A 26077-nucleotide genomic window follows, 5' to 3' on the forward strand; every position below is an offset into this window, starting at 1 on the left:
GCTTGTTGGTTCAACGCGACCATGTGCGAGCCAGTCGCGCCCCCAAGTCCGTCAGCCTCGTCTCCAGCGCATCCGGGCCATCGCAGTCCCAGGGCTCGACGGCGTGGGGCTCCTGCAGGCTGTAGGCGTTGGTGACGCCGGCACCGGCCAGCTCGCCGCGGGTGGTGGCGCTCCGTCCGCACACGAGGACGCAGGGCAGCGCCTGCGAGGCGGCGTGCTGCCCGACGACTCCCACGATGCTGTCGGCCAGGACGTCGTAGAGCTCGCCCGAGGCGGTGACCACCAGGTCCTGGTCGCGCACCGACCCCGACAGATCGAGGATCTCCGCCATGACGCGGGCTCCGGGCCGAGCCCACGCTCCTAGGGACCGCAGCACCATGGCGCTGCCCCCTGCCGCGCCGGTCCCCCAGGTTGAGGCGCTCATCCGGGCCGCCCCTTCGAGCTCCAGGTTCCCAGGAACCGACGACGTCCGGGGGTCGTCGAGTGCAGAGACGACCGGAAGCATCCCCTGCCCTCCGGAGGAGCTGCGACGGATGGTGTCGGCCCCGTTCACGGCTTCCATGGCGACGGCGCAGGCACGGCGGTCCAGCTCCTGGGCCTGCTCGGGACTCAAGGAGGTAACCTCCGCCAGGGACGCCCCGGCACCGTTCATGCCTCCCAGTGCGACGTCGTCGGCCAGGACCAGCCCGAGGCTGCGACCGGCCAGGAGGTCCATGGCCGCAGTGGCGTCACCGAGGGCGTCGAGCGCTCCGGCCCCGCCGTCGTGGACGGCCGATCGCGACAGCCCGACCAGAAGCGTGTCGGAGGGACGGGTGCGCCGCAGAGCGGTGCCGATGACCTGTCCCAGACCGTAGGTGCTGCCCTGAAGAGCCTCCTGGGCCCCCTCGCCGGAGTCGGTGGGAAGCGCCAGGAGGCGGGCGGCGTCGAGGAACCAGGTTCTGCCCTCCCCGGGGCGCCGGCTTGCGGCCCGCCGCGGGCCGCGAGCCAGTCGTACCAGGTCGACTTCCCGGACCTGTCCGAGCGGCCCCTGCCCCTGGATGACCTCGCGGGAGACGATGCGCTCCGGAGCAATCACCTGAGCCGAGCCCGGACCGCCATCGGCCATGGGTGTCAGCGTCAGAGAATCGTCGGGACGCACCGTGTGCCAGCCGCGCGCCAGGCAGGCGGCGACGCGGCCAGCTGGAAGACCGCGGCCCGAGCCGGCCAGAGGCACTCCGGCCGGCTCGGGCCACAGACCGCCGGGGGCGAGGAGGGCCCTCACGTGATCATTCTCCGGCGGCGGAGTCGGTACGCGGTTGCCATCACGAGGCGATGGCGCCGCCGAGACGGGCCAGGAGGAGGACCTCGGCGACCACGATGTGCTCGAGCTCGCCCAGGTGCATGGACTCGTTCTCACTGTGGGCGCGGGTGTCGGGGTCCTCGATCCCGGTGACGAGCACCTGGGCCTCGGGGAAGGTCTCCTTGAGGGTGGCGATGAAGGGGATGGAACCGCCCTGGCCGATGTTGACGGTCTCGGTGCCCCAGGCGGTGGACAGCGCCCAGTGGGCGGCCTCGGACGCGGGGGTGGCCTCGGATCCGTCGAAGGCCGGCCCCGCCTCGCGGCCGATGACGGTCAGCCGCCCCCCGAAGGGCACGTGCTTCTCCAGGTGGGCGACCAGCGCATCCTGGGCCTTGGCGGGGTCCTGCCCGGGAGCGATGCGCAGCGAGAGCCGGGCCGTGCACGAGGGGGCCAGGACGTTACCGGCCAGGTCCAGGGGAGTGACATCCATGCCGATGAGGGTCAGCGAGGGCTTGGTCCACAACCGGGCGGTGAGGTCGCCGGTGCCGACGAGCTCGACGCCGTCGAGGACCCCGGCGTCAGCGCGGAAGTCGGCCTCCGGATAGTCCGGGAAGTCGGCCTCGGCCTGGGACTGGCTGACCAGTCCGGCAACGGCGACGTCACCGGCCTCATCGTGGCAGGAGGCGATGAGGCGGCACATGGCCGTGGCGGCGTCCAGGATGGGACCGCCGTACTGGCCGGAGTGAAGCGCGTGGTCGAGCATGTCGAGACGAACATCGACCTGGACGACGCCGCGCAGCAGGGTGGTCAGGGCGGGGGTGCCGACCTTCCAGTTGGAGGAGTCGGCCACGACGATGACATCGGAGGCGAGCCGGTCCCGGTAGGTGCTCAGGAAGCTCTCGAAGGAGGGGCTGCCGACCTCCTCCTCGCCCTCGATGAAGACCGTCACCGAGCAGGGCAACTCGCCGTCGGCCAGGGACGCCAGGGTGCGCAGGGCGTGGGCGTGGGTGATGACGCCGGCCTTGTCGTCGGAGGTACCGCGCCCGTAGAGCCGCTCACCGCGGCGCTCGGCGGTGAAGGGATCGGCCTGGTCCCAACCGGCCGGGTCGCCGACGGGCTGGACGTCGTGGTGGGAGTAGAGCAGGACGTGCGGGCTGCCCTGGGGTCCCTTCTTGTGGGCCAGAACGGCCGGCCGGCCGGGGGCGCCGTCGGGGGCGGGTACGGAGAGGATCTCGGCGTCCAGACCGCTGTCGCGCAGGAGCGCGGCCACGGCCTTGGCGGAACGCTGGACCTGGGACTGGTCGTGGCTGGAGGCGGAGACCGAGGGGATCGCGACCAGGTCGGTCAGGTCGGAGACGATGACGGGCATGGAGGTGTGCACGGCGGTGCGCACGGCATCAACAGTGATCATGGTTTTCAGGGTATCGCGCCGCTACCGCTAGTCTGTGCACCGTGAGCCTGTTCAAGAAGCGCAGCCAGACCCCTGAGCCGGAGCCCGTGGCCGAGCCGGCCTCCAAGCCCGTCGGCAAGGGGCGCCCCACCCCCAGGCGCAAGGACCAGCAGGCCAAGAACCTGCACCCCGTCGTTCCCAAGGATCGTCAGGCCGCCAAGCGGGAGGCGCGCGCGGCCCGGGACGCCGCCTGGAAGCGGCAGAGCGAGGCCATGGTCACCGGTGAGGAGAAGTACCTTCCGGCTCGGGAGAAGGGGCCGGTCAAGCGCTACATCCGCGACTACGTTGACGCGCGCTTCAACCTGGGTGAGTTCTTCATGCCCCTCATCTTCGTTCTGCTCATCGCCTCCTTCGGCTTCGGCCGCATTCTGCCGCAGTACCCGCTGGTGAGCTTCTACACCGTGCTGGCGATGAACGGCTACCTGCTGCTGGCGATCGCCGACTCGGTCTGGTGCTGGACCCGGCTGCGCCGCCGGCTCAATGAGAAGTTCGGGGCCGACCGGGTCAAGGACGAGGGAACGATCTTCTTCTACATCATGTCGCGCTGCTTCATGCTGCGGCGCTGGCGTCGTCCCGCCACTCTGGTGAAGCGGGGCCAGTACCCCTCCTGAGCCCCGGCTCGTTCCGCCCCGTTCCACCCGGTCCCACGACGGTTCCGCATCGTGGGACCGCGTCGTAGGGTGGTGGTATGGAACATACGGTTGGATACAGGCGCTTGGGCGCTTCAGGACTGAAAATCACCGAGATCACCTACGGCAACTGGCTCACTCACGGCTCCCAGGTGGAGGCGGATACCGCCATCGAGTGCGTTCACACGGCCCTGGACCTGGGAATCACGAGCTTCGACACCGCGGACGTCTACGCCAACACGGCCGCCGAGGAGGTTCTGGGGCGGGCACTGGCCGGCCGGCGCCGCGAGTCCCTGGAGGTCTTCACCAAGGTCTACTGGCCCGTCGGCCCGAAGGGCCCCAACGACGTGGGCCTGTCGCGCAAGCACATCATGGAGGGCATCAACGGTTCCCTCACGCGCCTGGGCATGGACTACGTGGACCTCTACCAGGCCCACCGCTACGACCATGAGACCCCGCTGGAGGAGACCATGCAGGCCTTCGCCGACGTCGTGCGGGCCGGTAAGGCCCTCTACATCGGTGTCTCGGAGTGGACGGCCGAGCAGATCCGGGCCGGTCAGGAGCTGGCCGCGCAGATGGGGCTCCGACTGGTGTCCAACCAGCCCCAGTACTCGGCGCTGTGGCGGGTCATCGAGGGTGAGGTGGTCCCCACCAGCCAGGAGCTGGGGCTGGGACAGATCGTGTGGTCACCCATGGCCCAAGGGGTCCTGTCGGGCAAGTACCTGCCAGGGCAGGAGCCACCCGCCGGGTCACGCGCCACCGACGACAAGGGCGGTCGGCAGATGATCTCGCGGTGGATGCGCGACGATGTGCTCACCGCGGTCCAGGCCCTGCGTCCCATCGCCCAGGACCTCGGGCTGACGATGCCTCAGCTGGCGATCGCCTGGGTGCTGCGCAACCCGGCAGTCTCCTCGGCGATCGTGGGTGCCTCGCGCCCCGAGCAGCTGGTGGACACGGTCAAGGCGTCGGGCGTGAGCCTGGACGACGACGTCATGGCCGCAGTCGACGCCGCCCTGGGCGACGTCGTCGAGCGGGATCCGTCGTTGACCTCCTCCCCGGACAAGCGCCCCGCCTGACGGAAGCGGGGATCAGCGCGATGCGCGGCTCATTGAAGCGGCCGATGCGGTGGCCAGGGCGCGGTTGATCCGCCCTGGCCAGGCCGGCCCGTTGTAGATGAAGGCCGTGTAGGCCTGGAGCAGGTCCGCTCCGGCGTCGAGCATGAGCTCGGCGTCCATGATGGAGGAGATGCCGCCGACGCCGATGATGGTGGGCTTCTCCCCCAGCCTGCTGCGCAGGCGGCGCACGACCTCCAGGGAGCGAGGCAGGAGCGGTGCACCGGACAGACCGCCCTCCCCCAGGTCGTGGTCGATGGTCGTGTTGGTGGCCACCACTCCGTCCAGCCCCATGTCGAGGACCAGGTCGGCAACGGCGTCGAGGTCCTCGTCGGCCAGATCAGGGGCGATCTTGACCAGGAGCGGGACCTGCCTTCTCGCGGCGTGGTCCGCGGCCTCGCGCACCGCCTCCAGGATCGGGCGCAGCGCCTCAACGCTCTGCAGGCTGCGCAGCCCTGGGGTGTTGGGGCTGGAGACGTTGACGACGAGGTAGTCGACCCAGCGAGCCACTGCCGCGGCCGAGTAGCGGTAGTCCTCAACCGCGTCCTCCAGCGGCGTCACCTTGGTCTTGCCGATGTTCGCGCCGACGACGATGGAGCGTCCCCGCGGCGTGCGTCGCAGGGCGCTCAGCCGCTTGGCGGCCTCGTCTGCTCCGGAGTTGTTGAAGCCCATGCGGTTGCGCACGGCCCGCATCTGCGGATAGCGCCACATGCGGGGCTTGTCATTGCCGTTCTGAGCGTGGGCGGTGAAGGTGCCGACCTCGATGAAGCCGAAGCCGAGCATGTCCAGGCCCTCGACGGCCTGCCCCTCCTTGTCCATCCCGGCGGCGAGCCCCAGGACGCCGGGGACGGGCCGGGCGAAGGGACCACCCTGATTGGCGGAGGGGACCGGGAAGGCCGGCCGGCGCCCCCACATCTGGCGCACCACGTCCCTGACGAAGGGGACCTTGCCGGTCACCTCGATCGCGTCCAGGCACACGTCGTGGATCAGCTCGGGGTCGATGCGGGTCAGGACGGTCTTGTACAGCAGGTCGTAGAGCACGGTGTCAGGCTACCCCGGTACGGTTGGTGCGGGCGCTGAGGCCCGCCCGGCCCGCCGGCGGCGCTCCTGCTTCGCGCTTCCGGCAGTCGCCCGGTAGCGTGGAGTCGTTCAGGCGTGTTCTCAGAGGTGGCCCGTGTCCTTCAACCGTGATATTCAGACCGATCCCAATCGGGTTCAGACCCGTTCCGGCGGCGGCCGGGGCGCGATGATCGGCGGTGGCTCGATCCTGACCGTCATCGCCGTCGTCCTCATCTCCCAGCTCACCGGCGTGGACCTGTCCTCCTTGCTGGGGGCGCAGCAGCAGGCGGGGACGACGCAGTCGACGGCCTCGTCGATCGACACCTCCGTGTGCACCAGCGGGGAGAGTGCCAACAAGTACACCCAGTGCCGCATGGTGGCCACCGCCGAGTCCCTCGACGCGGTATGGACGGACCAGCTGCCCGCCCAGGCAGGGATCACCTATGCCAAACCCGAGTTCGTCCTGTGGGACGGGACCCAGATCTCCTCGGCCTGCGGCAACGCATCCTCGGCAGTGGGACCGTTCTACTGCTCAGGGGACCAGACGGTGTACCTGGACATGAGTTTCTTCTCCGAGATGGAGAGGTCCTTGGGGGCCACGGACACGCCCCTGGCGGAGGAGTACATCGTGGCCCACGAGTTCGGGCACCACATCCAGCACCTGACCGGTCAGATGGCGGCGGCCGACCGCTCGGGCAGCGGCGCGACCTCGGACTCGGTGCGATTGGAGCTCCAGGCGGACTGCTACGCAGGGATCTGGGTCAACCACGCTTCCTCCACCCCCGACCCGGAGACCGGTCAGCCCTTCCTCGACCGCCCGACCAGCGAGGAGATCAGCGGTGCGCTGGGAGCGGCGGAGGCCGTGGGCGACGACCACATCCAGGAGCGGGCCAAGGGGCACGTCGACTCCGACACCTGGACCCATGGCTCCTCCGAGCAGCGCGTGCGCTGGTTCACCACCGGGATGAATTCCGGTTCGGTGCAGGCCTGCAACACCTTCGCCGTCGACGCCTCCCAGCTCTGAGGCAGCCGCGGCGACGCCGATCACCGCCATATCACTCATCTCCCCTCCCCACCGATCTCCGCGGTCTGACGGGGCCCGCCGCCTTCTGAGCGGCGGGCCCCGTTTGCGTGCGACGTGGCGTCACACCCAACAGTGGGTTCATGACGCACACGTCAACAGCAACACCGCCGGTACCGGCCCTCAGGAGGACACCATGACCAGGGCACTCATCATTGTTGAGTCCTACTTCGGCAATACCCGGGCCATCGCCGAGGCCGTCGCCACCGGACTGCTTGACGGCGGGGCCGAGGCTCAGGTCGTCGAGGTCGATCAGGCTCCGAGCACTCTGCCCGCAGACCTGGATCTGCTCGTGCTGGGAGCCCCCACCCACAACCGGGGACTGCCGACTGCGACCTCGCGGACCAAGGCATGTGAGCAGAAGGGGACGAGAGGGTCCTCCCACGGTATCGGCGAGTGGCTGGGAAGCACAGCGCTTCCAGCATCCCTCAACGTATCCGCCTTCGACACAGTCGTCTCCAGGGGCTGGCTCAGCGGTTCAGCGGCCAAGGCGATTGCCAAGGCGCTGCAGCGTCATCAGGGTCGGCGGACGGCATCGGTCAGGAGCTTCGTGGTCACAGCGAACAAGGGACCGCTGGCCGGTGGCGAGGAGACCGACGCCCGCAGCTGGGGATGCGAGCTCGCGGATTCGGCAAACGACGGATAGCGACAGACGCCCTGGCGACAACCGCGCATCGCATCATCGAAAGGAAAGCAGCAATATGACAACAACGAACCATGACAAGTCTCCCCGGCTACAACTGAGCGGACGAAACATCGCCGGAGCCTGCCTGGTTGTCTGCGGCCTCCTCATCATCATCTGGGGAGGGACGCTCGAGCCCTTCAACGTCACTGACCCCGACTTCATGTCCCTCGCCGTCAGCGGGCTGGTGCTGATCGCCGCCGGGGCATACCTGGCGACGGCGCTTCCTCCTGCTGCTCGTGTCGCGCTCATCTGGCTGGCCACGCTGACGTCGATGCTCTATCTGTTCATCCTCGGCATGGCGGTCATCGTGTCCCTGATGAGCTGTGTGATGATCGCCGGGATCGCCGCCTGGCTGACCATCAGAATCCTGAGATGAGGTAAGGCGGCCGACTCGGTGCGGTAACCGACTCGGTGCGGTATCAGGGTGACGGCGAAGTCGCTTCGGAATGATTCGGACCGAACCGACTTCGCCGCCTCGTCCTGGTTCAGTAGTAGCGCCACTGCCGCATGTCTCGGTTGTAGACCTCGACGATCCGAGGATGCAGGAGCGTGGAGGGCTCCATGGTCTCAGTACGGGCAGGTTTGGTCCGCATGATGAACTCCAGGGTCTCTCGGTCCTGATAGGTCAGTCCCTCGGGCAGTGGCTGGCTGATGAGATTCTGCGGCGTCTTAGTGGACAGTACGAAGCCCCACTCCCCGAAGGACGGGATGTTGGTCGAGAAGGGCAGGACCTGGCGATCCGGCTGGGCGGCGGCAACGGTACTGGCCACGGTGGAGAAGGCATGGGGCGAGAAGAAGGTGGAGGTGGCCTGGGTGACCATGACGCCCCCGGGTGCCAGCCGCGCCTCAACATGCCGGTAGAACTCGGTGGCGTAGAGCTTGGCGAGCTTCTCGTTGGAGGGGTCGACCAGGTCGATGAGGACGACGTCGTAGGCGGCGTCGGAGTCCCGGACGTAGGTGAAGGCGTCGTCGTTGACCACACGCACCCGGGGATCGGACAAGGAGGCCTTGTTGAGATCCTTGAGCAGGCGGTTGCTCCGCGCCAACTCGGTGACGTCGGGATCGATGTCCACGATGGTGACGTCCTTGACGCTGGGGTAGCGCAGGATCTCTCGCGCCAGCAGACCGTCACCGCCCCCGAGCACGAGGACGTGGGCGGGGTCCTTCACCGAGGTCATGGCGCTGGCGGACAGGGTCTCGTGGTAGCGGGCCTCGTCCAGGCTGGAGAACTGGAGCTGGCCGTTGAGGTACATGCGCAGGTCGTTCTGGTAGTCGGTGAGGACCACCTTCTGGTAGGCGGTCTGCTCGTAGTAGACGACCGGGTCGTTGTAGGTCAGCGCCTCCACACTGCGCTCGATGCGGTTGGCGGCCGCGAACATGCCGACCAGTGCTACGACGGCAGCGGTGGCCGCCCACAGGATCCTACGAGGTGTGCGCACCTGGAGCAGGACGAGCACCGCGACCAGGACGTTGAGCGCCCCGACCAGGTAGGCCCCGCGCATGAGGCCGAGCTGCGGGAGGAGTACCAGGGGGAAGACCAGGGAGGCCACCAGTGAGCCGAAGTAGTCGATCGCCATGACCTTGCCGAGCAGCTCACTGGTCGAGCGGCGCCCGAAGGCGGCGAAGGTCCGCACCAGCAGCGGGATCTCCAGGCCGATGAGGATGCCGATGGTCAGGCTGATGCCGCCGAAGACGACCCAGTGCAGGTGGGTGCGTCCGAAGGCCAGGTACAGCAGAAGGACGGAGTTGCCGCCGATGAGGCCGAGGAGCACCTCGCTGACGCCGAAGACGACCGCTGGTGCGGAGCGGAAGCGGTTGACCAGCAGCGAGCCGATCCCCATGCCGAACAGGGTGATGCCGGTGGCGAGGCTGAAGCTGAGGACGGAGTCACCCAGGAGGTAGGAGGCCGCCGTACCCAGGATGAGCTCATAGATGAGCCCACCGATCGCGGCCAGCAGGGCCGCGGTGAACAGGGCGACGTTCTCCCGCCGCCCGATTCGGCCATGGGTCATGGTGAGCCGCTCAGCTCAGGATAGTGGCCGCGATGATGATGGCGATGGCCACCGCCGTGCCGGCGAAGGCGAGCCCCAGGCCGATGTTCTGGTCCTCGATGAGCTCGCGCCTGAGATCAAGACGGAAGATGCGGTTGACGAGCAGTGCGAACACCATGAGCAGAACGACTCCGAGCACCGCGTAGACGATGGTGCTGAGCAGGGACTGCCAGTTGAGGTCGACCGTTGAGTGGTGAGCGATGGTCATGAGCGACATGTCTTCTCCTTCATGTATGACCGGTGAGAGGATGAGGATCCGAGTTCTTCACTATTTTCCGACACCGCCGCCCCCGCCTCCGTAGACTGAGCGGTTCCGGAAGAATGAGCCGCCTTCCGATGGAATGAGACCGTCATCATCAATCCACTCGATAAGCACCATGACACCGAAGAGCAGGACGAACCAGAAAAGAGGGGTCAACCAGCTTCCGCTCTCCCCGGAGATCGCCGCTGGGAACCACCGGCAGAACCTTCGCACGAAGCCGGGAACCCACCATGGCCGCGACACGGTCCTGCCGAAGACCTTGGACTGCTGCGAGGGCGACAGGACCGTTCTGCTGTAGGCCTCATGCTCCCGGCTTCGATGCTCATCGATCACTATGCTGGAGAGCGACTTCCTCGCACCCTTGACATGAAGCTCGACGCAGGTCGTCGCGGCGATAGCTCCCCTCAGATGCGTGATGGATCCGGTCTCATGGTCAATATCGGCTCCGTATATGTCCTTGACCTCAACGGTATAAGGTTGACCATTGACCTTCAGCTGCCGGGTCTGACCGACCTCGAGCGCGAGCGGATCAATCGTCGGCTGAATAGGAACCGGCTCGTGAAGTATGACCTCATTGGCGTCACGATTGATCTCAAGCCAGAGCTGCTTGCTGTTGTCGTCGATCAGGCGCCATTGCTCCCACCGAGTGAGGCGCCGACTTCTTTTATCCCGACTTTTCAGGAGAATTCGACCCATGACGGTGTAGGAGTGACTCTTCTTCCTCAAGGAACCCCGAAGCGTCTCGCCAACTCTCAGGTCGCCTCTGATGCTCACAGCGTGGTCCCGGAGCTGGTCACTTGCCGGGCTCGCAGGCGCCGACGCACTATCTCCCCCACGGCCTCGATCTGCACGGGTGTCAATGTGCGGCAGCTGGTGAGGGTCACGTAGCCGGTGCCGGACTCGGGCCAGGTGTGGGCGGCGATATGCGACTCGGAGAGGATGACGACGGCGCTCAGTCCCTGGGGCTCGAACCGGTGGTGCGCACTGGATACGGCAGTCAGTCCCGCTTCCCGGGCGGCGTCGAGGAGAATCGACTCAACGGTAGAGAGATCATTGAGCGCGTGTGGCTCAGCATCACTGATCTTGTAGCTGACAGAACACAGGCTCATCGCACTCACGCGAGCACGGTAGCAACGTGGCCGGTACCCGACAAACGGGGCGAAGTCCCCATTCATGCTCACCCGGTACCGGGAGCGCATGGCGGGCACGCCGTCGCTGACGGGTGCGGGCCTACTTGCCAACTCCGCCTCCGCCGCCTCCGTAGACCGGGCGGTGACGATAGGTCCGTGAGGAGCTCGAGTCCGAGGTGCTGGTGGAGTCGGCTCCACCGCTGGAACGACTGCTGCTGGAGCAAGCGGAGAACAGCCCGACGGCGAGCACGATGCTGACGATGGCAGCGACGATGGCGCATCCGATGTTCCGGCCCGTTCCGCCGCCGACGGGTCGGCTGCTGCACAGGACGCGCCCGAAGAGCTGCTTCTGCTGGGCGCTGGACAGGGTGGTCTTGCGGTAAGCCAGGAGATCACGGAAACGGTGGCTGTCAATGGTCAGCCGGCTGGTTACACCGGCCGGGTCCGTCAGCCGCAGCTCGACGTAGGTCATGGTTTCGCCGATGTTCAGGGGGCACACCGGAGAGCCGATGACGCTTTCGAGCGTGCCGGTAGTGACTTCCTCAACGAGAGCCTGGTGCGGGGCACCATTGATCGTCAGCTGCAGTCTCTGACCAACGGCCAGGGCCCACGGCTCAATCGTCTCCTGGAGACGAACGGGTTCGTAGAAGAGGATCTCACCGGGGTCGTGGTCAAGCTCGACCCAGGTATCGGCGTTGCTGCCACCGATGAGCTGCCACTCCTCCCAGTAGTAGAAGCAGCGATCCTGGGTATCCCACTCCTTGAACAGCAGGCAGCCTCTGACCGACAGGTTGCCCGCACTTCCCTGAAGCATCTCGCCAACCTGAAGATTGGCCCGCGTACCGCTCACCAGACCCCTCCCATCTGCGACGGGCGAGACGGTGCAGCCCTGCCACCGTCGAAGTCTGATTCGCCTGTCATCACGCGGGCACAGTAGCAACGTCGGTGGGGCCCGGCAAACGGTTCGCGCTCCCCATGGTCTGACCCCGCCAAGCGGAACCCAGCGGATCAGAATCCGGCCCGCCCCATGGGGGCGGTACGAGAATCAGGATCCAGGTGCCGTGTGAGACTGTCCCCATGCGCGTTGCAGAGATCGCCGGGCTGACCGGGACGACGGTGCGCACGGTGCGCTACTACCACTCGCTGGGGCTGCTGCCGGTTCCCGGTGAACGTGGCGGCTGGCGCGACTACGACCTGGGTCACGTGGCCCGGCTCTCCCGGATCCGTTGGCTGGTCCAGGCCGGTGTGTCCCTGGAGACCATCAAACGCGTCCTCGACGAGCCCGAGGCGACCGGCGTCGAGCAGACCGACGACGCACCCACGGCCGGAGCGGCTGGAGCGCGTCCAGCGACCGGTTCCGTTGTCGAGGACCTCGCCGAGGCACTGATTGCCGTCGAGGAGCATCTGGCTGAGGTCACCGGACAGAGAGACATGCTCGCCGGTCTGCTGGAGCGAGCCAGGACTGGGGCGACGGTCTCACCGATGTCCCCGCGTATGGCGGCCTTCTTCGACCGGCTGGAGCAGGCCGCTCCCGATGAGGCCACCCGCTGCGCTGTGCGCAAGGAGCGGGACCTGACCGACCTGGCCTGCTACCGCGGTCAGATGCCGCCGGAGGCAGAGTTCCTCTTCGTCGATCCGGATCCTCGCTACGACGCCGAGTCGCTAGCGCTCTACTCGCAAGATCCTGCCAAGCTGTCGGACACGCAGATTGAGCAGCGCGCACAGGTCATGGTCTCCCGTATGGAGGCCCAGCTGACGCCTGCCCGCCTTGCGGCCCTGGCGGCCAGCGTCGACACCGAGGCGGTGCATTCACTCTTCCGCCTCATTGCCACTACCGGATACCCCGATGCACGACTCGCCCGGGCCCTGAAACGGGAGTTCCTCGCGGCGGTCGTTCGATGGCGCAAGGATTGACGGCTGGTGGTCGCTCTGCGATCAGCCGCGCTCTGATCAGCATTCAGCAACTCGGCGTTCACTGCATATACCGCTCCCAGTAGCCGGCCTCCGGCTCGATCTGCTCAACGACGTCGATCCACAACCCACAGGGGTCGGCAAACCCGAACCGGCGCTGGCCAAAGGGCTCGTCACTCAGCGGATACGTCACCGATGCCCCTTTGCCAGTCAGCTCCGCGTGGGCCTTGTCGACGTCGTCGACCTCCAGCTCGAAGCACACACCGCGCCCGGTGAAGGTCTTCGATCCGGGCGGGGCGGACGGGTGGTCAGGCGTCATGAAGGCGATCGACGCGCCGTCGTGCGCCATCAGGGTGAACCAGGAGCTGTCGAAGACGGTACGAAAACCTAGGTAACGCTGCCAGAAGTCTCGCGACTCCTCCTTCTGCGCGGTGACGACGATCGGGTAATGGTCTCGCAAACGCATATCTGACCTCCTGAGCGTCAGCGAATGATTCACATACTATGGGTACGCCCAAGCATTTCACATACTCTCAGTATGTCAATGATCGGAGGATGCATGCCCGGAACTCGTCGGGCTCAGCGCGAGGCGACCGAGACGGCGCTCATCGCCGAGGCTCGGCAGCGCTTCGCCGCTGAGGGCTACGCCTCGGTGCGCTTGAGTGACGTCGTGGATGCTCTGGGACTGACCAAGGGCGCGCTCTACCATCAGTTCGCCGGCAAGAAGGATCTCTTCCTCGCAGTCCTTCGGCAGGTGCAGCAGGAGGTCGCTGACCGGGTTCAGGCCGCGGCCCAGCCATGCGCGGATCCATGGAAGGAGCTCGTCGCAGGCTGCGAGGCGTTTCTTGCCTCCTACAGCCATCCCGAGATCCGGCAGATCATGCTCATTGACGCGCCGACGGTGCTGGGGTGGCGCGAGTGGAAGAAGATGGACGGGGCATGCTCCGAGAGGCTCCTGACGGAGGTGCTGACCAGCCTCATGGAGGATGGCATCCTCGTCTCCCGGCCGGTGGAACCCGTCGTTCATCTGCTGTCCGGTGCAATGAACGAGGCCGCGTTGTGGCTTGCTGAGACCGACTCGCCAACGGCGCTGAAAGACACCATGGATGCATTGCAGTGCATGCTCGGTCCACTGCGGGCCGATGGGATCGCACCGGCAGCGGAGGCGGGTAGCGTGGAAGGCATGAGCGGGCGGCTTCCTTCTTCAGACGACGTGGTCCTCAAAGGCATCCGCGAGGAGCCCAACCCCGAGGACGGAGCACGGGTCCTGGTGGACCGGCTCTGGCCCCGGGGCATCTCCAAGGATCGCGCAGACCTGGATGAGTGGGCCAAGGACGCCACCCCCACCACCGAGCTGCGCCGTGCCTTCCACCACGGGGAGATGCCCTGGCCCCAGTTCGTCGACGCCTACCGGGCAGAGCTCACCGAGCGGCCCGAGGCGGCTGCCGCCGTCGAGCACCTGCGCGACAAGGCCCTCAAGGGACGGGTGACGCTCCTGTTCGCCGGTCACGACCACGTCCACAGCCACGCGCGCGTCCTGCGCGAGGCCGTCCTCGGCGTCGAGGAGGACCTGTCCTGACTTCCGTCGTAACTCTGTCCCTCTAACGATGTGGTGGCCCGTGCACCGATCTCCGGTGCACGGGCCACTCAGGAACAGGCCAGCAGTTGTCTCTCAGCCCGACCTCAGACGTTGAAGCCCAGGGCGCGCAGCTGCTCGCGGCCCTCGGGGGTGATCTTGTCCGGCCCCCACGGCGGCAGCCACACCCACTGGATGCGGACCTTGTCAGCGATGAGGGACAGGGCCTGCTGGGCCTGCTCCTCAATGACATCGGTCAGCGGGCAGGCAGCGGTCGTCAGGGTCATGTCGAGCACGACGGTCCCGTCGGGCTCGATCGACACCCCGTAGAGCAGGCCGAGGTCAACGACGTTGATACCGAGCTCGGGGTCGATGACGTCGCGCAGCGCCTCCTCGACGGCGGCGACGTCGACGCCCTCGGTGCCGGCAACGACGGCCGGTGTGTGCTGGGCGGCCATGGGGTTGTCGGCGGCGGCCGGCACCCCCCTGGGGTTCTCGCTCATGGCTTCTCCTTCTTCCTCGGAGGTCAGACGGTGGTCAGGCAGTGGGACGGCCGGGTTACTCGGGGTCTGTCCGCTCGACAGCGGGTAAGGCGACACCGGACTTGGCCAGTGCATCCTTGAGAGCCATCCAGCCCAGCAGGGCGCACTTGACGCGGTTGGGGTACTTCGAGACCCCCTCGAAGGCGGCACCGTCCTCGAGATCGTCCAGGACGGCGTCGTCGACACCCTTGCCGCGTGAGTGCATGAGGGTGTCGAAGTCGGCCTCGAGTCGGGCGACAGTGGCCAGGTCGGCGCCGTCGACGAGGTCGTGCATCACCGAGATGGAGGCCTGGGAGATCGAGCATCCGTCCCCCTCCCAGCCGACAGCCTCGATCCTGCCGTCCTTGACGCGCACACCCAGGGTCACCTCGTCACCGCAGGTGGGGTTCACCTGGTGGCTGGTGGCGTCCGGGGCGTCGAGGGCACCGGAGCCGTGACGCTCACGGGAGTGGTCGAGGATGACTTGCTGGTAGAGCTGGTCGAGTTCGTTCATGCTCACCTCTGGAAGTAGCGTCGGACGTCGGCGATGGCGGACAGGAAGCGGTCCACCTCCTCGGGCGTGGAGCACGCGCCGAAGGACAGGCGTGAGGAGGCGTGGACGCCGAAGTGCTGATGGATCGGCTGGGCGCAGTGGTGCCCGGTGCGTACGGCGACACCGGCAGCGTCGAGAACCTGCCCGACGTCGTGCGGGTGGACCCCCTCGATGGAGAAGGCGACCACTCCGAGCCGGTCGGTGGTATCGGCGGGGCCCACCGGGTGCAGGCCGGGAACCTGGGCAAGGCCGTCAAGAACCTGCCGGGTCAGGACCTGCTCGGTGGCGTGGAGCCGGTCCAGGCCGATGCTCGCCAGGTAGTCCACGGCCGTGTGCCACCCGGCGGCCTGCGCCAGAGGCTGGCTGCCGGCCTCGAAGCGGGGCGAGCCGCTCATATAGGTCGACGACTCCATGGTGACGACCTCGATCATCGAGCCTCCGGTGAGCACCGGCGGCATCGCCGCCAGTAGCTCCTCGGTGGCCACGAGCGCGCCGATACCGGTGGGGCCGAGCATCTTGTGGCTGGAGAGCACCATGGCGTCCACGCCGGCGGCCTTCAGTGCGCGGAAGTCCAGCGGGAGGTGGGCCGCCGACTGGCAGGTGTCCAGGACGACGAGCGCACCGGCTTGCTGGGCGCGCGGCAGGATGAGGTCGAGTGGGCTGATCGCACCGGTGACGTTGGAGGCGTGGGTCAGGGCCAGGACGCGGGTGCGCTCGGAGATGACGTCCAGCGTTGCGATGTCGATGCGCCCGTCCTCGGTCAGGTCCAGCCATCGCATGGTGGCGCCGGTACGGGCGCACAGCTCCTGCCAGGGCACCAGGTTGGCGTGGTGCTCGGCCCGGGTGACGACGACCTCATCGCCTTCACCGATGACCAGGCGCCTGGCCACGTCGTCGGCCGCAGCCGGTCCGCCGCCGCGGGCGGCCGACCGGCCCAGGCTGGCGTGCCCGATGGCCAGGGCGACGAGGTTGATGGCCTCGGTGGCGTTCTTCGTGAAGACGAGCTCGCTGCCACGGGCGCCGACGAAGGCGGCCACGGCGTCGCGAGCGTCCTCGAAGGTGGCCGTGGCCTCGTCGGCGAGCTGGTAGGTCGAGCGCCCCGCCGCGCCGTTGGAGGTGCGGTGGAAGTCAGCTTCGGCGGCAATGACGCCGGCCGGTTTCTGGCTCGTGGCGGCCCAGTCCAGGTAGGCCAGTGGCTCACCGTTACGGGCGGGCCGCTCAAGGTAGGGGAAGCCGGCGCGGATCGCGGCGACCTCCTCGGCACTGAGCGCGATGGTGGAAGGCGCCCAGGTGGACGGGGCGGTGGACTGGGTCATGACGTGCCTTTCCGATTCGATGCGAGCGTTGCGCGATGTGCTCGGGGGCGGCTGGACTCCGAGGTCATGTGGAACCTTAGTCCCACTTCTTCAGTGCCGGGGGCGACGACGACGGGATCATGCGCGGCGCGCCGTCGTCGGCCCCGGCACGGGTGAGACCGGTCAGGCGAGGTAGCGGTCGTAGCCCTCTTCCTCCAGACGGTCGGCCAGGTCGGGGCCGCCGGCCTCGGCCACGCGGCCGTCGACGAAGACGTGGACGTAGTCGGGCTTGATGTAGCGCAGGATGCGCGTGTAGTGGGTGATGAGCAGGAAGCCGGCGTCGGACTCGTCGTGGAGACGGTTGACGCCCTCGGAGACGATACGCAGGGCGTCGACGTCCAGGCCGGAGTCGGTCTCGTCCAGGACGGCGAAGCGAGGGCGGAACAGCTCCATCTGGAGGATCTCGAATCGCTTCTTCTCGCCGCCGGAGAAGCCTGTGTTGACGTCGCGCTGGGAGAAGGAGGGGTCCATGCGCAGGTTCTTCATGGCCTGGTTGACCTCGCCGACCCACTGGCGCACCTTGGGGGCCTGGCCGTCGATGGCGGTCTTGGCGGTGCGCAGGAAGTTGGCCACGGAGACGCCGGGGACCTCGACGGGGTACTGCATGGCCAGGAAGAGGCCGGCGCGGGCCCGCTCGTCCACGCTCATCTCAAGCAGGTCGACGCCGTCGAGCAGAACCTCGCCGTCGGTGACCTCGTAATCGGGGTGGCCGGCGATGGAGTAGGCCAGGGTGGACTTGCCCGAGCCGTTGGGCCCCATGATGGCGTGCACCTGGTTGGAGTCGATGGTCAGGTCGACTCCCTTGAGGATGGGCTTGGGGCCGTCGTTGGTGGCCACGTGGACGTGGAGGTTCTTGATCTGCAGAGTGCTCATGCGACGTTTCTTTCAGCTGGTGATGGGTCTGGTGACGAGTGGGTGGACCGCTGTGAGGGTCCGGCCTGTCACTCGGCTGCCGGTGCGGCGGCGGGGTCCTGGTCGGTGCGGGCGGCGATGAGGCCGGTGAGCTCGAGCTCCTTCTCGATGGCGGCCATGAGGCGATCCTCGACCTCGCCGACACCGATCTCGGCGACGATCTCGTTGAAGAAGCCCAGGACCACGAGGCGACGGGCCTCGGCCTCGGGGATGCCGCGGGCCCGCAGGTAGAACAGCTGTAGGTCGTCGAAGCGGCCGGTGGCGCTGGCGTGGCCGGCACCCTCGATGTTGCCGTTCTCGATCTCCAGGTTCGGCACGGAGTCGGCCTTGGCCCCCTCGGTCAGGACGAGGTTGCGGTTGAGCTCGTAGGTGTCGGTGCCGCGGGCGGCCGCGCCGATGAGGCAGTCCCCCACCCACACGGCGTGCGCGCCCTCGCCCTGCAGCGCTCCCTTGTAGGTGACGCGGGAGTAGCAGTGGGGCTCGGTGTGGGCGACGTAGGGACGGTGCTCCTGGTGCTGGCCGGCGTCGGTGAAATAGACGCCGTAGGCGTCGATGTGCCCGCCCTCGCCGGCGAAGCCCAGGTCGGGGCAGATGCGCACGTCTCCGCCGAGACTGACGACGACGTGCTTGAGGACGCCCCGGCCGGTGACCCGCACCCGGTGGTTGGAGGCGTGGACGGCGGCGTCCTCCCAGTCCTGAACGGTCACCAGGGTGAGCTCGGCGCCGTCGGCGACCGTCACCTCGACACCCTGGGTCAGGGCGGCGGTGCCGGTGTGGTCGAGGACGACGGTTCCCTTCGCACCGGGCTCGGCGGCGACGAGGATGTGCTGGGCGGTGGGGCGGGCGAGCTCCGGGTCCTGGCCGATGATGGCCAGCCGGGCGGCCCTGTCCAGCTCAGCGCCGGCCTTGAGCGTCAGCACGGTGGCGGTCTCGGCGGCGTTCCAGGCGGTGACCCCGGTGCGGTCGACCGGGGCGCCCACGGTGCCGATGCGGGCGTCGCTGCGCGGGACGGTCTCAAGGCGTGCGCCCTCGGGCAGGTCGGCCTCAACACGTACGGCACCGGCATCGATGTCAGCCGTGCCGGCGGCGGTGGCCGCGCGGACGGCGTCCAGGTCGAACAGTGGGGCGAAGCGCTTCATGGGCGTGAAGCGCCACTCCTCCTCGCGTCCGCGCGGCACCGGGATGTCGGCGGGGTCGAAGGAGGTGGGGCGGTCGGCACGTGAGGAGACGTAGCGCGGCCCGCCGTGGGAGTGGGCGCCCTCGAGCGTGGCGCTCGAGTGATCGGTGGAGAGGTCAGGCATGTGGGGGTGCTCCTTGGCCGGTATCCGGCCGGTGGTGTCAGATATGGGTCGAAGGCTTGAGTGGACGATTCGGCGCATCGGGCTGTTCAGCCCACCGAGTTCTCCATCTGCAGCTCGATGAGCCGGTTGAGCTCGAGGGCGTACTCCATGGGTAGCTCGCGGGCGATGGGCTCGACGAAGCCGCGCACGATCGTGGCCATGGCCTCGGTCTCGGTCAGGCCCCGTTGCATGAGGTAGAAGAGCTGGTCGGCGCTCACCTTGGAGACGGTGGCCTCGTGTCCCATCTCGACGTCGTCGGTGCGCACGTCGACGTAGGGGTAGGTGTCCGAGCGGGAGATCTCGTCAACCAGGAGCGCGTCGCACAGCACATTGGACTTGGAGTGGCGGGCGTTCTTCATGATCTGCACCAGGCCGCGGTAGGCGCTGCGTCCTCCATGGCGGGCGATCGACTTGGAGACGATGTGGCTGGAGGTGTGAGGCGCCATGTGCACCATCTTGGCACCGGTGTCCTGGTGCTGGTCCGCACCGGCGAAGGCGATGGACAGGGCCTCGCCGCGGGCGTGGGGACCCATGAGGAAGACGGCCGGGTACTTCATGTTCCGCTTGGAGCCGATGTTGCCGTCGACCCACTCCATGGTGGCGCCCTCCTCGCAGGTGGCGCGCTGGGTCACGAGGTTGTAGACGTTGTTGGACCAGTTCTGGATGGTCGTGTAGCGCACGCGGGCGTTCTTCTTGACCACGATCTCCACGATCGCCGAGTGCAGGGAGTCGGTGGAGTAGATGGGGGCCGTGCAGCCCTCGACGTAGTGGACGTAGGAGTCCTCGTCGGCGATGATGAGCGTGCGCTCGAACTGGCCCATGTTCTCGGTGTTGATGCGGAAGTAGGCCTGGAGCGGGATCTCGACGTGGACGCCCTTGGGGACGTAGATGAAGGAGCCTCCGGACCACACGGCGGTGTTGAGGGCGGCGAACTTGTTGTCACCGGCGGGCACCACGGTACCGAAGTACTCCTTGACGAGCTCGGGGTACTCGCGCACGGCGGTGTCGGTGTCGACGAAGATGACCCCCTGCTCCTCCAGGTCACCGCGGATCTGGTGGTAGACGACCTCCGACTCGTACTGGGCGGCGACTCCCGCCACAAGGCGCTCGCGCTCGGCCTCGGGGATGCCGATGCGGTCGTAGGTGTTCTTGATGTCCTCGGGCAGGTCCTCCCAGGAGTTGGCCGGCCGATCCGTGGAGCGCACGTAGTACTTGACGGCGTCCATGTCGAGCTGGGACAGGTCCACGCCCCAGGTGGGCATGGGCTTGCGCTCGAAGGTGGAGTAGGCCTTGAGCCGCTTGGCGAGCATCCACTCGGGCTCCTCCTTGATGGCGGAGATCTCGCGGACCACCTGCTCATCAAGGCCTCGCTTGGCGTTCTCACCGGCCTCGTCGGAGTCGTGCCAGCCGAAGTCGTAGCTCGTTGAGATCGAGTCGATGATCTCGTCGTCGGTGCTACGCGCAGTCTCGGTTGTTGGCAGTGTCATCGGGTTCCTTCCATTCGCTTGGTCTCAAGGCCTCGCGTCTTAGCCGCCGCCCGCACCGCGCGCTTGCGCAGCGCGGGCATGGCGATGGGAATGTGGGTGGTACAGACGTGCTCGCCTCCGGCCAGGGTGGCCAGACGCTGGACGGGGACGCCGACGAGACGGGAGATCGCCTGCGTCTCGGCGTCGCACAGCTCGTGGAACTCCCCAGCGACGTCACGCACCGGGCAGTTGCCCTGGCACAGCTGGACGGCGAAGGAGCCGTCACCGACGTCGCGCACGGAGGCCGCGTACCCGTCGAGAGTCAGGGCGTCGGCCAGGGCACGGGCCCGCTCGGAGGGGTCCTTGCCGGCCGACTCGACGACGGCGGCGTAGCGGCGCTCCAGGTCGCGACCGCGGGCAGCGGCGAAGGAGTCGACAGCCTTGTCACCGGCGACCTGGGACAGGTAGTGCAGGGCACGGTTGGCCAGGTCGGAGTACCCCTCCGCGAAGGACGTACGGGCCTTGGGCGTGAGGACGTAGTGCCGAGCGGGGCGGCCGCGGCCGCGCTTCCCCGTGAGGGCCGGTGTATGGACCTCGATCTGCTCGGCGTCCTCCAATGCGGTGATGTGCCTGCGTACCGCGGCAGGCGTCAGGCTCAGGACCTTGGCGAGCTGGGCCGCCGAAACCGGCCCCTTTTCAGCGATGAGGTCGAGAACGCGCGCCCGGGTAGAGTCATCGTCGCTCTGTGTCATGACTGCTCCTCCCCTAGTCGCTGACGACGCCTCACGGTCTGACCACATCGCGGTCGGTTCGACCACGTCCTTGCTGGCCGATGGAGTCCGCGAACCAGCCCGAGGGCTGGCTTCAGGATCGGCTGCGGGGCGTCGCTGGTCGTCGTGCCACGAGTTTAACCAAGATCATGCTTGCCGAATTCAACGCTGGCAAGTTCGTGACGGGGCGTCGCGAGGTGGGATTGAACACGCCACCTAATCAAAGGTAACCCTTACCTAGGAATACCTAACTAGTTGGTCGTCGTAGACCTCTACCCTGCCTCAAGGCTCTCGGGGCTGCGCAGCCAGGGGGCGTCGGCAGGGCGCAGCTCGGCCCAGCCGCGAGCGCGGGCCTGGGCCGTGGCCAGGACTCCGAGCACGGTGGAGGGATTGTGCAGGCGTCCGTCCATGACGGCGTCGACGGCCTCATCCAGGCGCACCCAGGTGGGTACGAACTCGGCCTCCTCGGCCTCACGAGGAGTGCACTGGTCCTCGGGCAGCAGGCTCAGGTCCTGGGCGAGGAAGATCCGGGCCCCCTCGGTGGTGAAGCCGGGTGAGGCGTAGAACTCCGCCAGGGTGTTCCAGGTGGCCGCGGTGTAGTCGGTCTCCTCGGCGAGCTCGCGGGCGGCGGCGATCACCGGGGCCTCGCCGGGGACGTCGAGCAGGCCGGCGGGGATCTCCCACAGGCAGGCGCGCACGGGATGGCGGTACTGGCGGACCATGAGAATCTCCGGGGCGTCGTCGGCCTGGGAGGATTCGGCCCCTTCGCGCAGGGCGACGACGGCGACGGCGTCGTGGTGGACGACGACCTGGCGGGCGACCGGCTCCTGACCGGGGCCCAGGCGCACGTGGTCGGCGTCGACCGCGAAGATCGGGCCGTTCCAGACCCGCTCGCTGGAGATCAGCTCCCGGTCCGGTTCGCGCTCGTCGGCGAGGCCGTTCTCGTAGCCGTTGCTCCCGCGGGTCCCTGTCACCGGGTCGTCCACGATTGGCTCCTCTTCTCGCTGCTGGCACGGTGGTTGATAGGCGCCTTGGCACCAACGATGCTACCGCTCGGGGCTGCCCGGCTCAGTGCTGGGCAAGAACCGCCTGACGCAGCTGGGCCGACAGATCCTCGGATCCGGGTAGGAGCCCGGCCGCCTGGCGTGCGCTCTGCGCAGCTCGGGTGCGGGCCCTCGGATCGGTCAGGATCGCGGCGAGGGCCTCGGCGATGGCGTGAGCCTCAGGGGCGACGAGGACGGCTCCTCCTCTGGCGCTGACAGCGGTGCCGCCGACGTCGGTGGCCACGATCGCGACGCCGGCGCGCAGGGCCTCCTGGATGGTGAGGGGCTGGCCCTCCCACAGGCTGGTCTGGACGACGACGTCGGCATCTTCCATGAGACCGGTTGCGTCGGTGCGCCGGCCCAGGAGGCTCACTGGAAGGCGCTCGGCGGCGATACGTTCTGCGGCCTCGGCCTTGCCGGGCCCGTCTCCGGCGACGGCCCAGGTGAAGGCGGGCAGGTGGCCGGCCTCGACGTCGCGGGCCAGGATCGAGGCGGCGTCGAGCAGCAGAGGCAGACCCTTTTGCGGGGCCAGGCGGGCGACGGTCAGGACGCGGGCACTGTCCTGCGGCCAGACGTCCTCCAGTGCTGCCGGGGCAGGGGACGCCGGTTCGGAACGCGACTGCGGGGCCGCCGCGGGGATGACGGCGAGCTCGACGCGTGGGGCGCCGAGATCTCTCGCACGCTCGGCCAGGTCGGGGCTGACGGCTAGGACGAGGTCGGCGCGCGAGGCGATGAGCCGTTCGAGCCTCTCCCCTACCAGGGTGGTCAGGCGGCCTCCGACGGTGAGGTTGTGGAGGGTCACGACCAGCCGGGTGCGGCCGCGCCTGCGTCGGCCCAGGGCGAGGGCGGCCAGGGCACCGGCGCGCAGGCCGTGGGCGTGGACGGCGTGGGCGCGGCGTCCCAGTCGTCGCAGCCTGGCCACGGCCAGGGTGTCGCCGAGGCTGGGGCGGGGGCCGATCTCGAGCGGCTCGGCGCGGGCGGGAGCAACATCCAGCCCGTCCAGGACAGAGGCCGGGGCCTCGACGATGACATCGTGGCCGTCAGACGCCAGGATCCGGGCGCAGTCGGCCAGGTGGGCGCGGACCCCTCCGGCGGCCGATCCGCTGACCTGGAGGATCCGCAGGCGCCCGGTGCCCGGGACCAGCGGGGCACCGACCTCGTTCGAGCCGCTGACGGCGCTGGTGCTCATGTGCTCTCCTTGTCGTCCTCGTCCTTCTTGGCGCCCTTCTCAGGGTCCTTCTCAGTATTCGTTGCCGTCCTCTGGGCGCCGCGCACGGTCCTCAGCAGGCTGCGGTCGGCCAGGTGGATCGCCGCCAGGACGGTGACGGCAGCCGCGGTGGCTCCCAGCACGGCGGTCAGAACCGCCAGGGTCAGGGAGGCCACGTGGGTGGTTGCCACCCGGACGGCCAGGCCGGTGGCAAGGGCCACCGGGAGCCCCGTGACGAGGGTCGTCAGAACCGGGCGCAGGACCCGGCCTCCCATGACGCGGGCCAGGACGGCCAGCAGGCTCACCCCGGCCACCGTCATCCCGACGGTCGTGCCCGCTCCGAGTGCGACGAGGGTGGCTCTGCCGTCCCCGCCCGACGGCGCCATGAGACGCACGCAGGCGGCGGAGGCCAGCGCCACGGTCAACCAGCCGGCCGCGGTGGCGTGGGCGGCCGGCCGCGAGCGGTCGGCGGCGAAGAGGACCCGGGTGACCTGGTAGATGAGGGCGTAGCCGATCAGTCCCGGGGCCAGGACGGCCAGGGCCTGTCCCATCCCGTCGACCTGCTTGAAGGAGAAGAAGCGCTCGGCGGCGTCGCTGGCGGCCAGGAGTATGGCTGTGCCGGCCACGGCGACGGCGGTGACCAGAGCCGTGGAGGTGGCGACCAGAGCGTTGACGACCTCGTCCGCGCTGGAGCTCTTCTGCTGGCGTGCGTGGGCGTCGAAGGCGGCGGTCAGGCGGGGGTAGAGGACGGTGGCCACGGGGACGGCGAGCACCGCGTAGGGAAGGACGTAGACGGCCTGCGTGTACTGGTAGACGGCTGCCGTGCCGGTCTGCCCGCCCCAGCGGGCCAGGGCGAGGACCACCAGGACACTCAGCTGCTGAGCCAGGATCGTCCATACTCCGGCCCCGCCCAGGCGCAGCGCCCGCCGGGCCTGGGCGCCTCCCAGCCTGAGGGTGGGGCGCAGCCCCAGTCCCAGCTGGTGGACCGGCCACAGCAGCGGCAGGCTGAGCGCCGCCACCCCGAGGGTGGTCCCCCATCCGAGGACCTGCAGGGCGGGGCCGGAGGCGGTCGCGTCGGCGCCGTCGGCCAGGACTCCGTAGAGGCCGTAGGTCGCCATGACCACGAGGCTGGAGAGCATGGGGGTCAGGGCGGGCCAGGTGAAGCGGTTGTGGGCCTGGAGGACGCCGGTGAGGACGACCGCCACCCCGTACATGGGCACCTGGAGGGCGAACATGCGCAGGAAAGACGCGACGAGCTCATGCTGGAGCGCCGGGTCCACGCCCTGGGAGGTGGGGAGGAAGGCGGCGATCGGGGCGGCGAAGACGATGAGGATCAGGGACAGCGGGGTCAGAACGGCCAGGACCAGGCCGAGCAGCCCGGAGGCGGTGACGGTGACCTCCTCGCGCCTGCCCGCGGCGATCGGGGCGGCCAGGAGGGGGACAACGGTGGCGGCCAGGACCCCGCCGACGACGACCTCGTAGAGGGTGTTCGGAAGCTGGTTGGCTGTGGTGTAGGCACCGGCCACCGTGCCGGTGCCGACGGTGGCGGCCTGAACGAGCCAGCGCAGGAAGCCCAGGACACGGGAGACCAGGGTCAGGCCGGCGACTCCCCCGGCCACCGAGAGCAGACCGCCGCGGCGTTGCTGCAACGCCATCAGGGCCGGCGTCCCAGCCCGTCGAGTGCGGCCAGCACCGGGGTGTCTGCGATGACGCGGGAGAAGGAGACCTTCTCACTGATCAGGATGAGGCCCACGCCGCCCAGGGCGGCTCCGGCACGCACCACCGGCCTGGGGTGGCAGGCCAGGGAGGTTCCCAGCAGGGCGCCGACGGCGTTGGCCCCGGTATCACCCAGCATCGTGTTCTCCAGAAGGTCCTCCGGCAGGGCCGTGAGGCTGACTCCCAGCGTGCCCGCGGCCAGCAGCCGGGTGGGCTCGCCGTCGGCGCCGGGGGTGGCCAGCAGCGGGGCGCTCACGATGGAGGCGGCCTTGAGGGCCCGGCCGGGTCGCAGGTCGAGGAGGTTGAGGAGGTTGGCCCAGGAGGCGATGACGACGGCGCTCGAGACGGCGTCGGCGGCGCTCGCGGCCAGGGGGCGCCCGCCGGCGCCTGCGCTGCGGTGGCGGGCCAGCAGGACGCCGCCGATGAGGGCTCCCGAGCCGATGACGGCGATCTTGAGGACTCCGGTGGTGACACGCCCCTGGGCGAGGGCGCTCAGGTGACCCTTGAGTCCCTTGGCGGGGGCGTCACCGTCGTGGGCCCCGGCGTCGAGGTCGTCGACCAGTCCGGCGCACCCTCCGGCCGCCGTCGCGAGGGTGGCGGCGAGCCCCACGCGTGCGCCGCGGCGCGGGGCCGATAAGGCGGGTGCAGACGCGTCGCGCGTGAGCCGACCGACCTCGATCGCAGCCATGACGGCCCCGGCCGCGGCCCCGACGCCTCCGCGCAGGCTCACGGTGCGGCCGTGGAAGTTGGTGCGCTCGAGTCCTTGGGCGATGGGCGCCAGGGAGGTGGACCAGGACAGGGTGACGCCCGCAGCCTTGATCCCCACCTGCGCCAGGCGTCGGGCGCAGGTGCCTACTCGCGTGATCGTGCCAGCCATGGTCTCAGCCTAAGGCAGACAGTGAGTCGATCGCCGCGGCGGCGCCCCTTGACGAGGCCGAATCCTCTGATCCGCTGGAGCCTCCGCGGCGA

At 68.6% G+C, this 26077-nt stretch carries 27 protein-coding genes and 1 pseudogene; 8 read left to right on the forward strand and 20 right to left on the reverse strand.

Annotated features, from left to right (window positions below; translation table 11 throughout):
* Positions 1 to 10 precede the first annotated feature (10 nt).
* Together BQ8008_RS05580 and BQ8008_RS05585 are read right to left on the reverse strand one after the other, a co-directional pair.
* Positions 11 to 1261, reverse strand: a complete 1251-nt coding sequence (locus BQ8008_RS05580) for a glycerate kinase (RefSeq protein ID WP_108833150.1) — start codon at positions 1259 to 1261, stop codon at positions 11 to 13.
* Positions 1262 to 1301: 40 nt separating this feature from the next.
* The gene (locus BQ8008_RS05585) at positions 1302 to 2690 is read right to left on the reverse strand and encodes a dipeptidase (RefSeq protein ID WP_108833151.1); all 1389 of its coding nucleotides are present in this window, start codon (positions 2688 to 2690) and stop codon (positions 1302 to 1304) included.
* Positions 2691 to 2731: 41 nt separating this feature from the next.
* Between BQ8008_RS05585 and BQ8008_RS05590 the strand changes: the two genes are divergently transcribed.
* Together BQ8008_RS05590 and BQ8008_RS05595 are read left to right on the forward strand one after the other, a co-directional pair.
* Entirely contained in the window at positions 2732 to 3340 is a 609-nt protein-coding gene (locus BQ8008_RS05590) for a DUF3043 domain-containing protein (protein WP_108833152.1), read from the forward strand.
* A gap of 77 nt (positions 3341 to 3417) precedes the next feature.
* Entirely contained in the window at positions 3418 to 4434 is a 1017-nt protein-coding gene (locus BQ8008_RS05595) for an aldo/keto reductase family protein (protein WP_108833153.1), read from the forward strand.
* 12 nt (positions 4435 to 4446) lie between these two features.
* On the opposite strand, the gene BQ8008_RS05600 is transcribed toward BQ8008_RS05595, so the two are convergent.
* Entirely contained in the window at positions 4447 to 5511 is a 1065-nt protein-coding gene (locus tag BQ8008_RS05600) for a quinone-dependent dihydroorotate dehydrogenase (RefSeq protein WP_108833154.1), read from the reverse strand.
* A gap of 133 nt (positions 5512 to 5644) precedes the next feature.
* On the opposite strand from BQ8008_RS05600, the gene ypfJ reads away from it, so the two are divergent.
* The 3 genes from ypfJ to BQ8008_RS05615 all read left to right on the forward strand — a co-directional run bounded on the left by ypfJ (position 5645) and on the right by BQ8008_RS05615 (position 7671).
* The gene (ypfJ, locus tag BQ8008_RS05605) at positions 5645 to 6553 is read left to right on the forward strand and encodes a KPN_02809 family neutral zinc metallopeptidase (RefSeq protein WP_108833155.1); all 909 of its coding nucleotides are present in this window, start codon (positions 5645 to 5647) and stop codon (positions 6551 to 6553) included.
* 193 nt (positions 6554 to 6746) lie between these two features.
* On the forward strand, positions 6747 to 7256 hold the full coding sequence (locus tag BQ8008_RS05610) for a flavodoxin family protein (RefSeq protein ID WP_108833156.1): 510 nt from the start codon (positions 6747 to 6749) through the stop codon (positions 7254 to 7256).
* A 55-nt stretch (positions 7257 to 7311) separates the two neighbouring features.
* On the forward strand, positions 7312 to 7671 hold the full coding sequence (locus BQ8008_RS05615; protein ID WP_108833157.1) for a hypothetical protein: 360 nt from the start codon (positions 7312 to 7314) through the stop codon (positions 7669 to 7671).
* 109 nt (positions 7672 to 7780) lie between these two features.
* On the opposite strand, the gene BQ8008_RS05620 is transcribed toward BQ8008_RS05615, so the two are convergent.
* The 5 genes from BQ8008_RS05620 to BQ8008_RS05640 form a co-directional block, all read right to left on the reverse strand.
* A complete protein-coding gene (locus tag BQ8008_RS05620) occupies positions 7781 to 9307 on the reverse strand; it encodes a polyamine aminopropyltransferase (RefSeq protein ID WP_108833158.1) in 1527 nt (508 codons plus the stop codon).
* A 10-nt stretch (positions 9308 to 9317) separates the two neighbouring features.
* Positions 9318 to 9563 (reverse strand): DUF350 domain-containing protein, encoded by a 246-nt coding sequence (locus BQ8008_RS05625; RefSeq protein WP_009401877.1) that lies wholly within the window; start codon positions 9561 to 9563, stop codon positions 9318 to 9320.
* A 51-nt stretch (positions 9564 to 9614) separates the two neighbouring features.
* A complete protein-coding gene (locus tag BQ8008_RS05630; RefSeq protein ID WP_108833159.1) occupies positions 9615 to 10382 on the reverse strand; it encodes a hypothetical protein in 768 nt (255 codons plus the stop codon).
* A complete protein-coding gene (locus tag BQ8008_RS05635) occupies positions 10379 to 10717 on the reverse strand; it encodes an S-adenosylmethionine decarboxylase family protein (protein WP_108834715.1) in 339 nt (112 codons plus the stop codon). The genes BQ8008_RS05630 and BQ8008_RS05635 overlap by 4 nt, the downstream gene beginning before the upstream one ends.
* Positions 10718 to 10838: 121 nt before the next feature.
* On the reverse strand, positions 10839 to 11588 hold the full coding sequence (locus BQ8008_RS05640; RefSeq protein WP_108833160.1) for a hypothetical protein: 750 nt from the start codon (positions 11586 to 11588) through the stop codon (positions 10839 to 10841).
* A 227-nt stretch (positions 11589 to 11815) separates the two neighbouring features.
* Between BQ8008_RS05640 and BQ8008_RS05645 the strand changes: the two genes are divergently transcribed.
* The gene (locus BQ8008_RS05645; protein ID WP_108833161.1) at positions 11816 to 12652 is read left to right on the forward strand and encodes a MerR family transcriptional regulator; all 837 of its coding nucleotides are present in this window, start codon (positions 11816 to 11818) and stop codon (positions 12650 to 12652) included.
* Between the two features lie 58 nt (positions 12653 to 12710).
* Here BQ8008_RS05645 and BQ8008_RS05650 read toward each other — a convergent pair whose 3' ends face one another.
* Entirely contained in the window at positions 12711 to 13148 is a 438-nt protein-coding gene (locus BQ8008_RS05650) for a VOC family protein (RefSeq protein ID WP_234415250.1), read from the reverse strand.
* A 60-nt stretch (positions 13149 to 13208) separates the two neighbouring features.
* On the opposite strand from BQ8008_RS05650, the pseudogene BQ8008_RS13980 reads away from it, so the two are divergent.
* A pseudogene (locus BQ8008_RS13980) lies at positions 13209 to 13769 on the forward strand (TetR/AcrR family transcriptional regulator); the annotation flags it as partial.
* 63 nt (positions 13770 to 13832) lie between these two features.
* Positions 13833 to 14228 carry a DUF488 domain-containing protein gene (locus tag BQ8008_RS13665; protein WP_234415452.1) on the forward strand — a complete coding sequence of 132 codons (396 nt, stop codon included), beginning with the start codon at positions 13833 to 13835 and terminating at the stop codon, positions 14226 to 14228.
* 104 nt (positions 14229 to 14332) lie between these two features.
* Here BQ8008_RS13665 and BQ8008_RS05660 read toward each other — a convergent pair whose 3' ends face one another.
* The 11 genes from BQ8008_RS05660 to BQ8008_RS05710 all read right to left on the reverse strand — a co-directional run bounded on the left by BQ8008_RS05660 (position 14333) and on the right by BQ8008_RS05710 (position 25985).
* Positions 14333 to 14728 (reverse strand): metal-sulfur cluster assembly factor, encoded by a 396-nt coding sequence (locus tag BQ8008_RS05660; protein WP_108833164.1) that lies wholly within the window; start codon positions 14726 to 14728, stop codon positions 14333 to 14335.
* Positions 14729 to 14783: 55 nt separating this feature from the next.
* Positions 14784 to 15260 (reverse strand): Fe-S cluster assembly sulfur transfer protein SufU, encoded by a 477-nt coding sequence (gene sufU, locus BQ8008_RS05665; protein ID WP_108833165.1) that lies wholly within the window; start codon positions 15258 to 15260, stop codon positions 14784 to 14786.
* Positions 15261 to 15262: 2 nt separating this feature from the next.
* Positions 15263 to 16615 (reverse strand): aminotransferase class V-fold PLP-dependent enzyme, encoded by a 1353-nt coding sequence (locus BQ8008_RS05670; RefSeq protein ID WP_108833166.1) that lies wholly within the window; start codon positions 16613 to 16615, stop codon positions 15263 to 15265.
* A gap of 162 nt (positions 16616 to 16777) precedes the next feature.
* Entirely contained in the window at positions 16778 to 17527 is a 750-nt protein-coding gene (gene sufC / locus BQ8008_RS05675) for a Fe-S cluster assembly ATPase SufC (protein ID WP_108833167.1), read from the reverse strand.
* A gap of 68 nt (positions 17528 to 17595) precedes the next feature.
* On the reverse strand, positions 17596 to 18867 hold the full coding sequence (locus BQ8008_RS05680; RefSeq protein ID WP_108833168.1) for a SufB/SufD family protein: 1272 nt from the start codon (positions 18865 to 18867) through the stop codon (positions 17596 to 17598).
* Between the two features lie 86 nt (positions 18868 to 18953).
* Positions 18954 to 20393 (reverse strand): Fe-S cluster assembly protein SufB, encoded by a 1440-nt coding sequence (sufB, locus tag BQ8008_RS05685; RefSeq protein WP_108833169.1) that lies wholly within the window; start codon positions 20391 to 20393, stop codon positions 18954 to 18956.
* Positions 20390 to 21124, reverse strand: a complete 735-nt coding sequence (locus tag BQ8008_RS05690) for a helix-turn-helix transcriptional regulator (RefSeq protein ID WP_108833170.1) — start codon at positions 21122 to 21124, stop codon at positions 20390 to 20392. Before BQ8008_RS05690 ends, sufB begins: the two co-directional genes overlap by 4 nt.
* A 290-nt stretch (positions 21125 to 21414) precedes the next feature.
* Positions 21415 to 22128: an NUDIX domain-containing protein gene (locus BQ8008_RS05695; protein WP_108833171.1), complete on the reverse strand. Its 714-nt coding sequence runs from the start codon at positions 22126 to 22128 to the stop codon at positions 21415 to 21417.
* Positions 22129 to 22210: 82 nt separating this feature from the next.
* A complete protein-coding gene (locus tag BQ8008_RS05700; protein ID WP_108833172.1) occupies positions 22211 to 23374 on the reverse strand; it encodes a glycosyltransferase family 4 protein in 1164 nt (387 codons plus the stop codon).
* Entirely contained in the window at positions 23371 to 25047 is a 1677-nt protein-coding gene (gene murJ / locus BQ8008_RS05705) for a murein biosynthesis integral membrane protein MurJ (protein WP_108833173.1), read from the reverse strand. Before murJ ends, BQ8008_RS05700 begins: the two co-directional genes overlap by 4 nt.
* Positions 25047 to 25985, reverse strand: coding sequence for a hypothetical protein (locus tag BQ8008_RS05710; RefSeq protein WP_108833174.1), 939 nt, complete (start codon positions 25983 to 25985; stop codon positions 25047 to 25049). Before BQ8008_RS05710 ends, murJ begins: the two co-directional genes overlap by 1 nt.
* Between the last annotated feature and the right edge of the window lie 92 nt (positions 25986 to 26077).

Source organism: Actinomyces sp. Marseille-P3109, assembly GCF_900323545.1.
Lineage (GTDB): Bacteria > Actinomycetota > Actinomycetes > Actinomycetales > Actinomycetaceae > Actinomyces.

Coding starts and splice junctions, on each gene's coding strand:
- BQ8008_RS05700 (WP_108833172.1), bottom strand. CDS start 23,374: ATGAGCACCAGCGCCGTCAGCGGCTCGAACGAGGTCGGTGCCCCGCTG.
- BQ8008_RS13665 (WP_234415452.1), top strand. CDS start 13,833: ATGAGCGGGCGGCTTCCTTCTTCAGACGACGTGGTCCTCAAAGGCATC.
- BQ8008_RS05585 (WP_108833151.1), bottom strand. CDS start 2,690: ATGATCACTGTTGATGCCGTGCGCACCGCCGTGCACACCTCCATGCCC.
- BQ8008_RS05690 (WP_108833170.1), bottom strand. CDS start 21,124: ATGACACAGAGCGACGATGACTCTACCCGGGCGCGCGTTCTCGACCTC.
- sufB (WP_108833169.1), bottom strand. CDS start 20,393: ATGACACTGCCAACAACCGAGACTGCGCGTAGCACCGACGACGAGATC.
- BQ8008_RS05635 (WP_108834715.1), bottom strand. CDS start 10,717: ATGAGCCTGTGTTCTGTCAGCTACAAGATCAGTGATGCTGAGCCACAC.
- BQ8008_RS05710 (WP_108833174.1), bottom strand. CDS start 25,985: ATGGCTGGCACGATCACGCGAGTAGGCACCTGCGCCCGACGCCTGGCG.
- BQ8008_RS05645 (WP_108833161.1), top strand. CDS start 11,816: ATGCGCGTTGCAGAGATCGCCGGGCTGACCGGGACGACGGTGCGCACG.
- BQ8008_RS05680 (WP_108833168.1), bottom strand. CDS start 18,867: ATGCCTGACCTCTCCACCGATCACTCGAGCGCCACGCTCGAGGGCGCC.
- BQ8008_RS05615 (WP_108833157.1), top strand. CDS start 7,312: ATGACAACAACGAACCATGACAAGTCTCCCCGGCTACAACTGAGCGGA.
- BQ8008_RS05625 (WP_009401877.1), bottom strand. CDS start 9,563: ATGTCGCTCATGACCATCGCTCACCACTCAACGGTCGACCTCAACTGG.
- BQ8008_RS05660 (WP_108833164.1), bottom strand. CDS start 14,728: ATGAGCGAGAACCCCAGGGGGGTGCCGGCCGCCGCCGACAACCCCATG.
- BQ8008_RS05670 (WP_108833166.1), bottom strand. CDS start 16,615: ATGACCCAGTCCACCGCCCCGTCCACCTGGGCGCCTTCCACCATCGCG.
- BQ8008_RS05595 (WP_108833153.1), top strand. CDS start 3,418: ATGGAACATACGGTTGGATACAGGCGCTTGGGCGCTTCAGGACTGAAA.
- sufU (WP_108833165.1), bottom strand. CDS start 15,260: ATGAACGAACTCGACCAGCTCTACCAGCAAGTCATCCTCGACCACTCC.
- BQ8008_RS05610 (WP_108833156.1), top strand. CDS start 6,747: ATGACCAGGGCACTCATCATTGTTGAGTCCTACTTCGGCAATACCCGG.
- murJ (WP_108833173.1), bottom strand. CDS start 25,047: ATGGCGTTGCAGCAACGCCGCGGCGGTCTGCTCTCGGTGGCCGGGGGA.
- BQ8008_RS05620 (WP_108833158.1), bottom strand. CDS start 9,307: ATGACCCATGGCCGAATCGGGCGGCGGGAGAACGTCGCCCTGTTCACC.
- sufC (WP_108833167.1), bottom strand. CDS start 17,527: ATGAGCACTCTGCAGATCAAGAACCTCCACGTCCACGTGGCCACCAAC.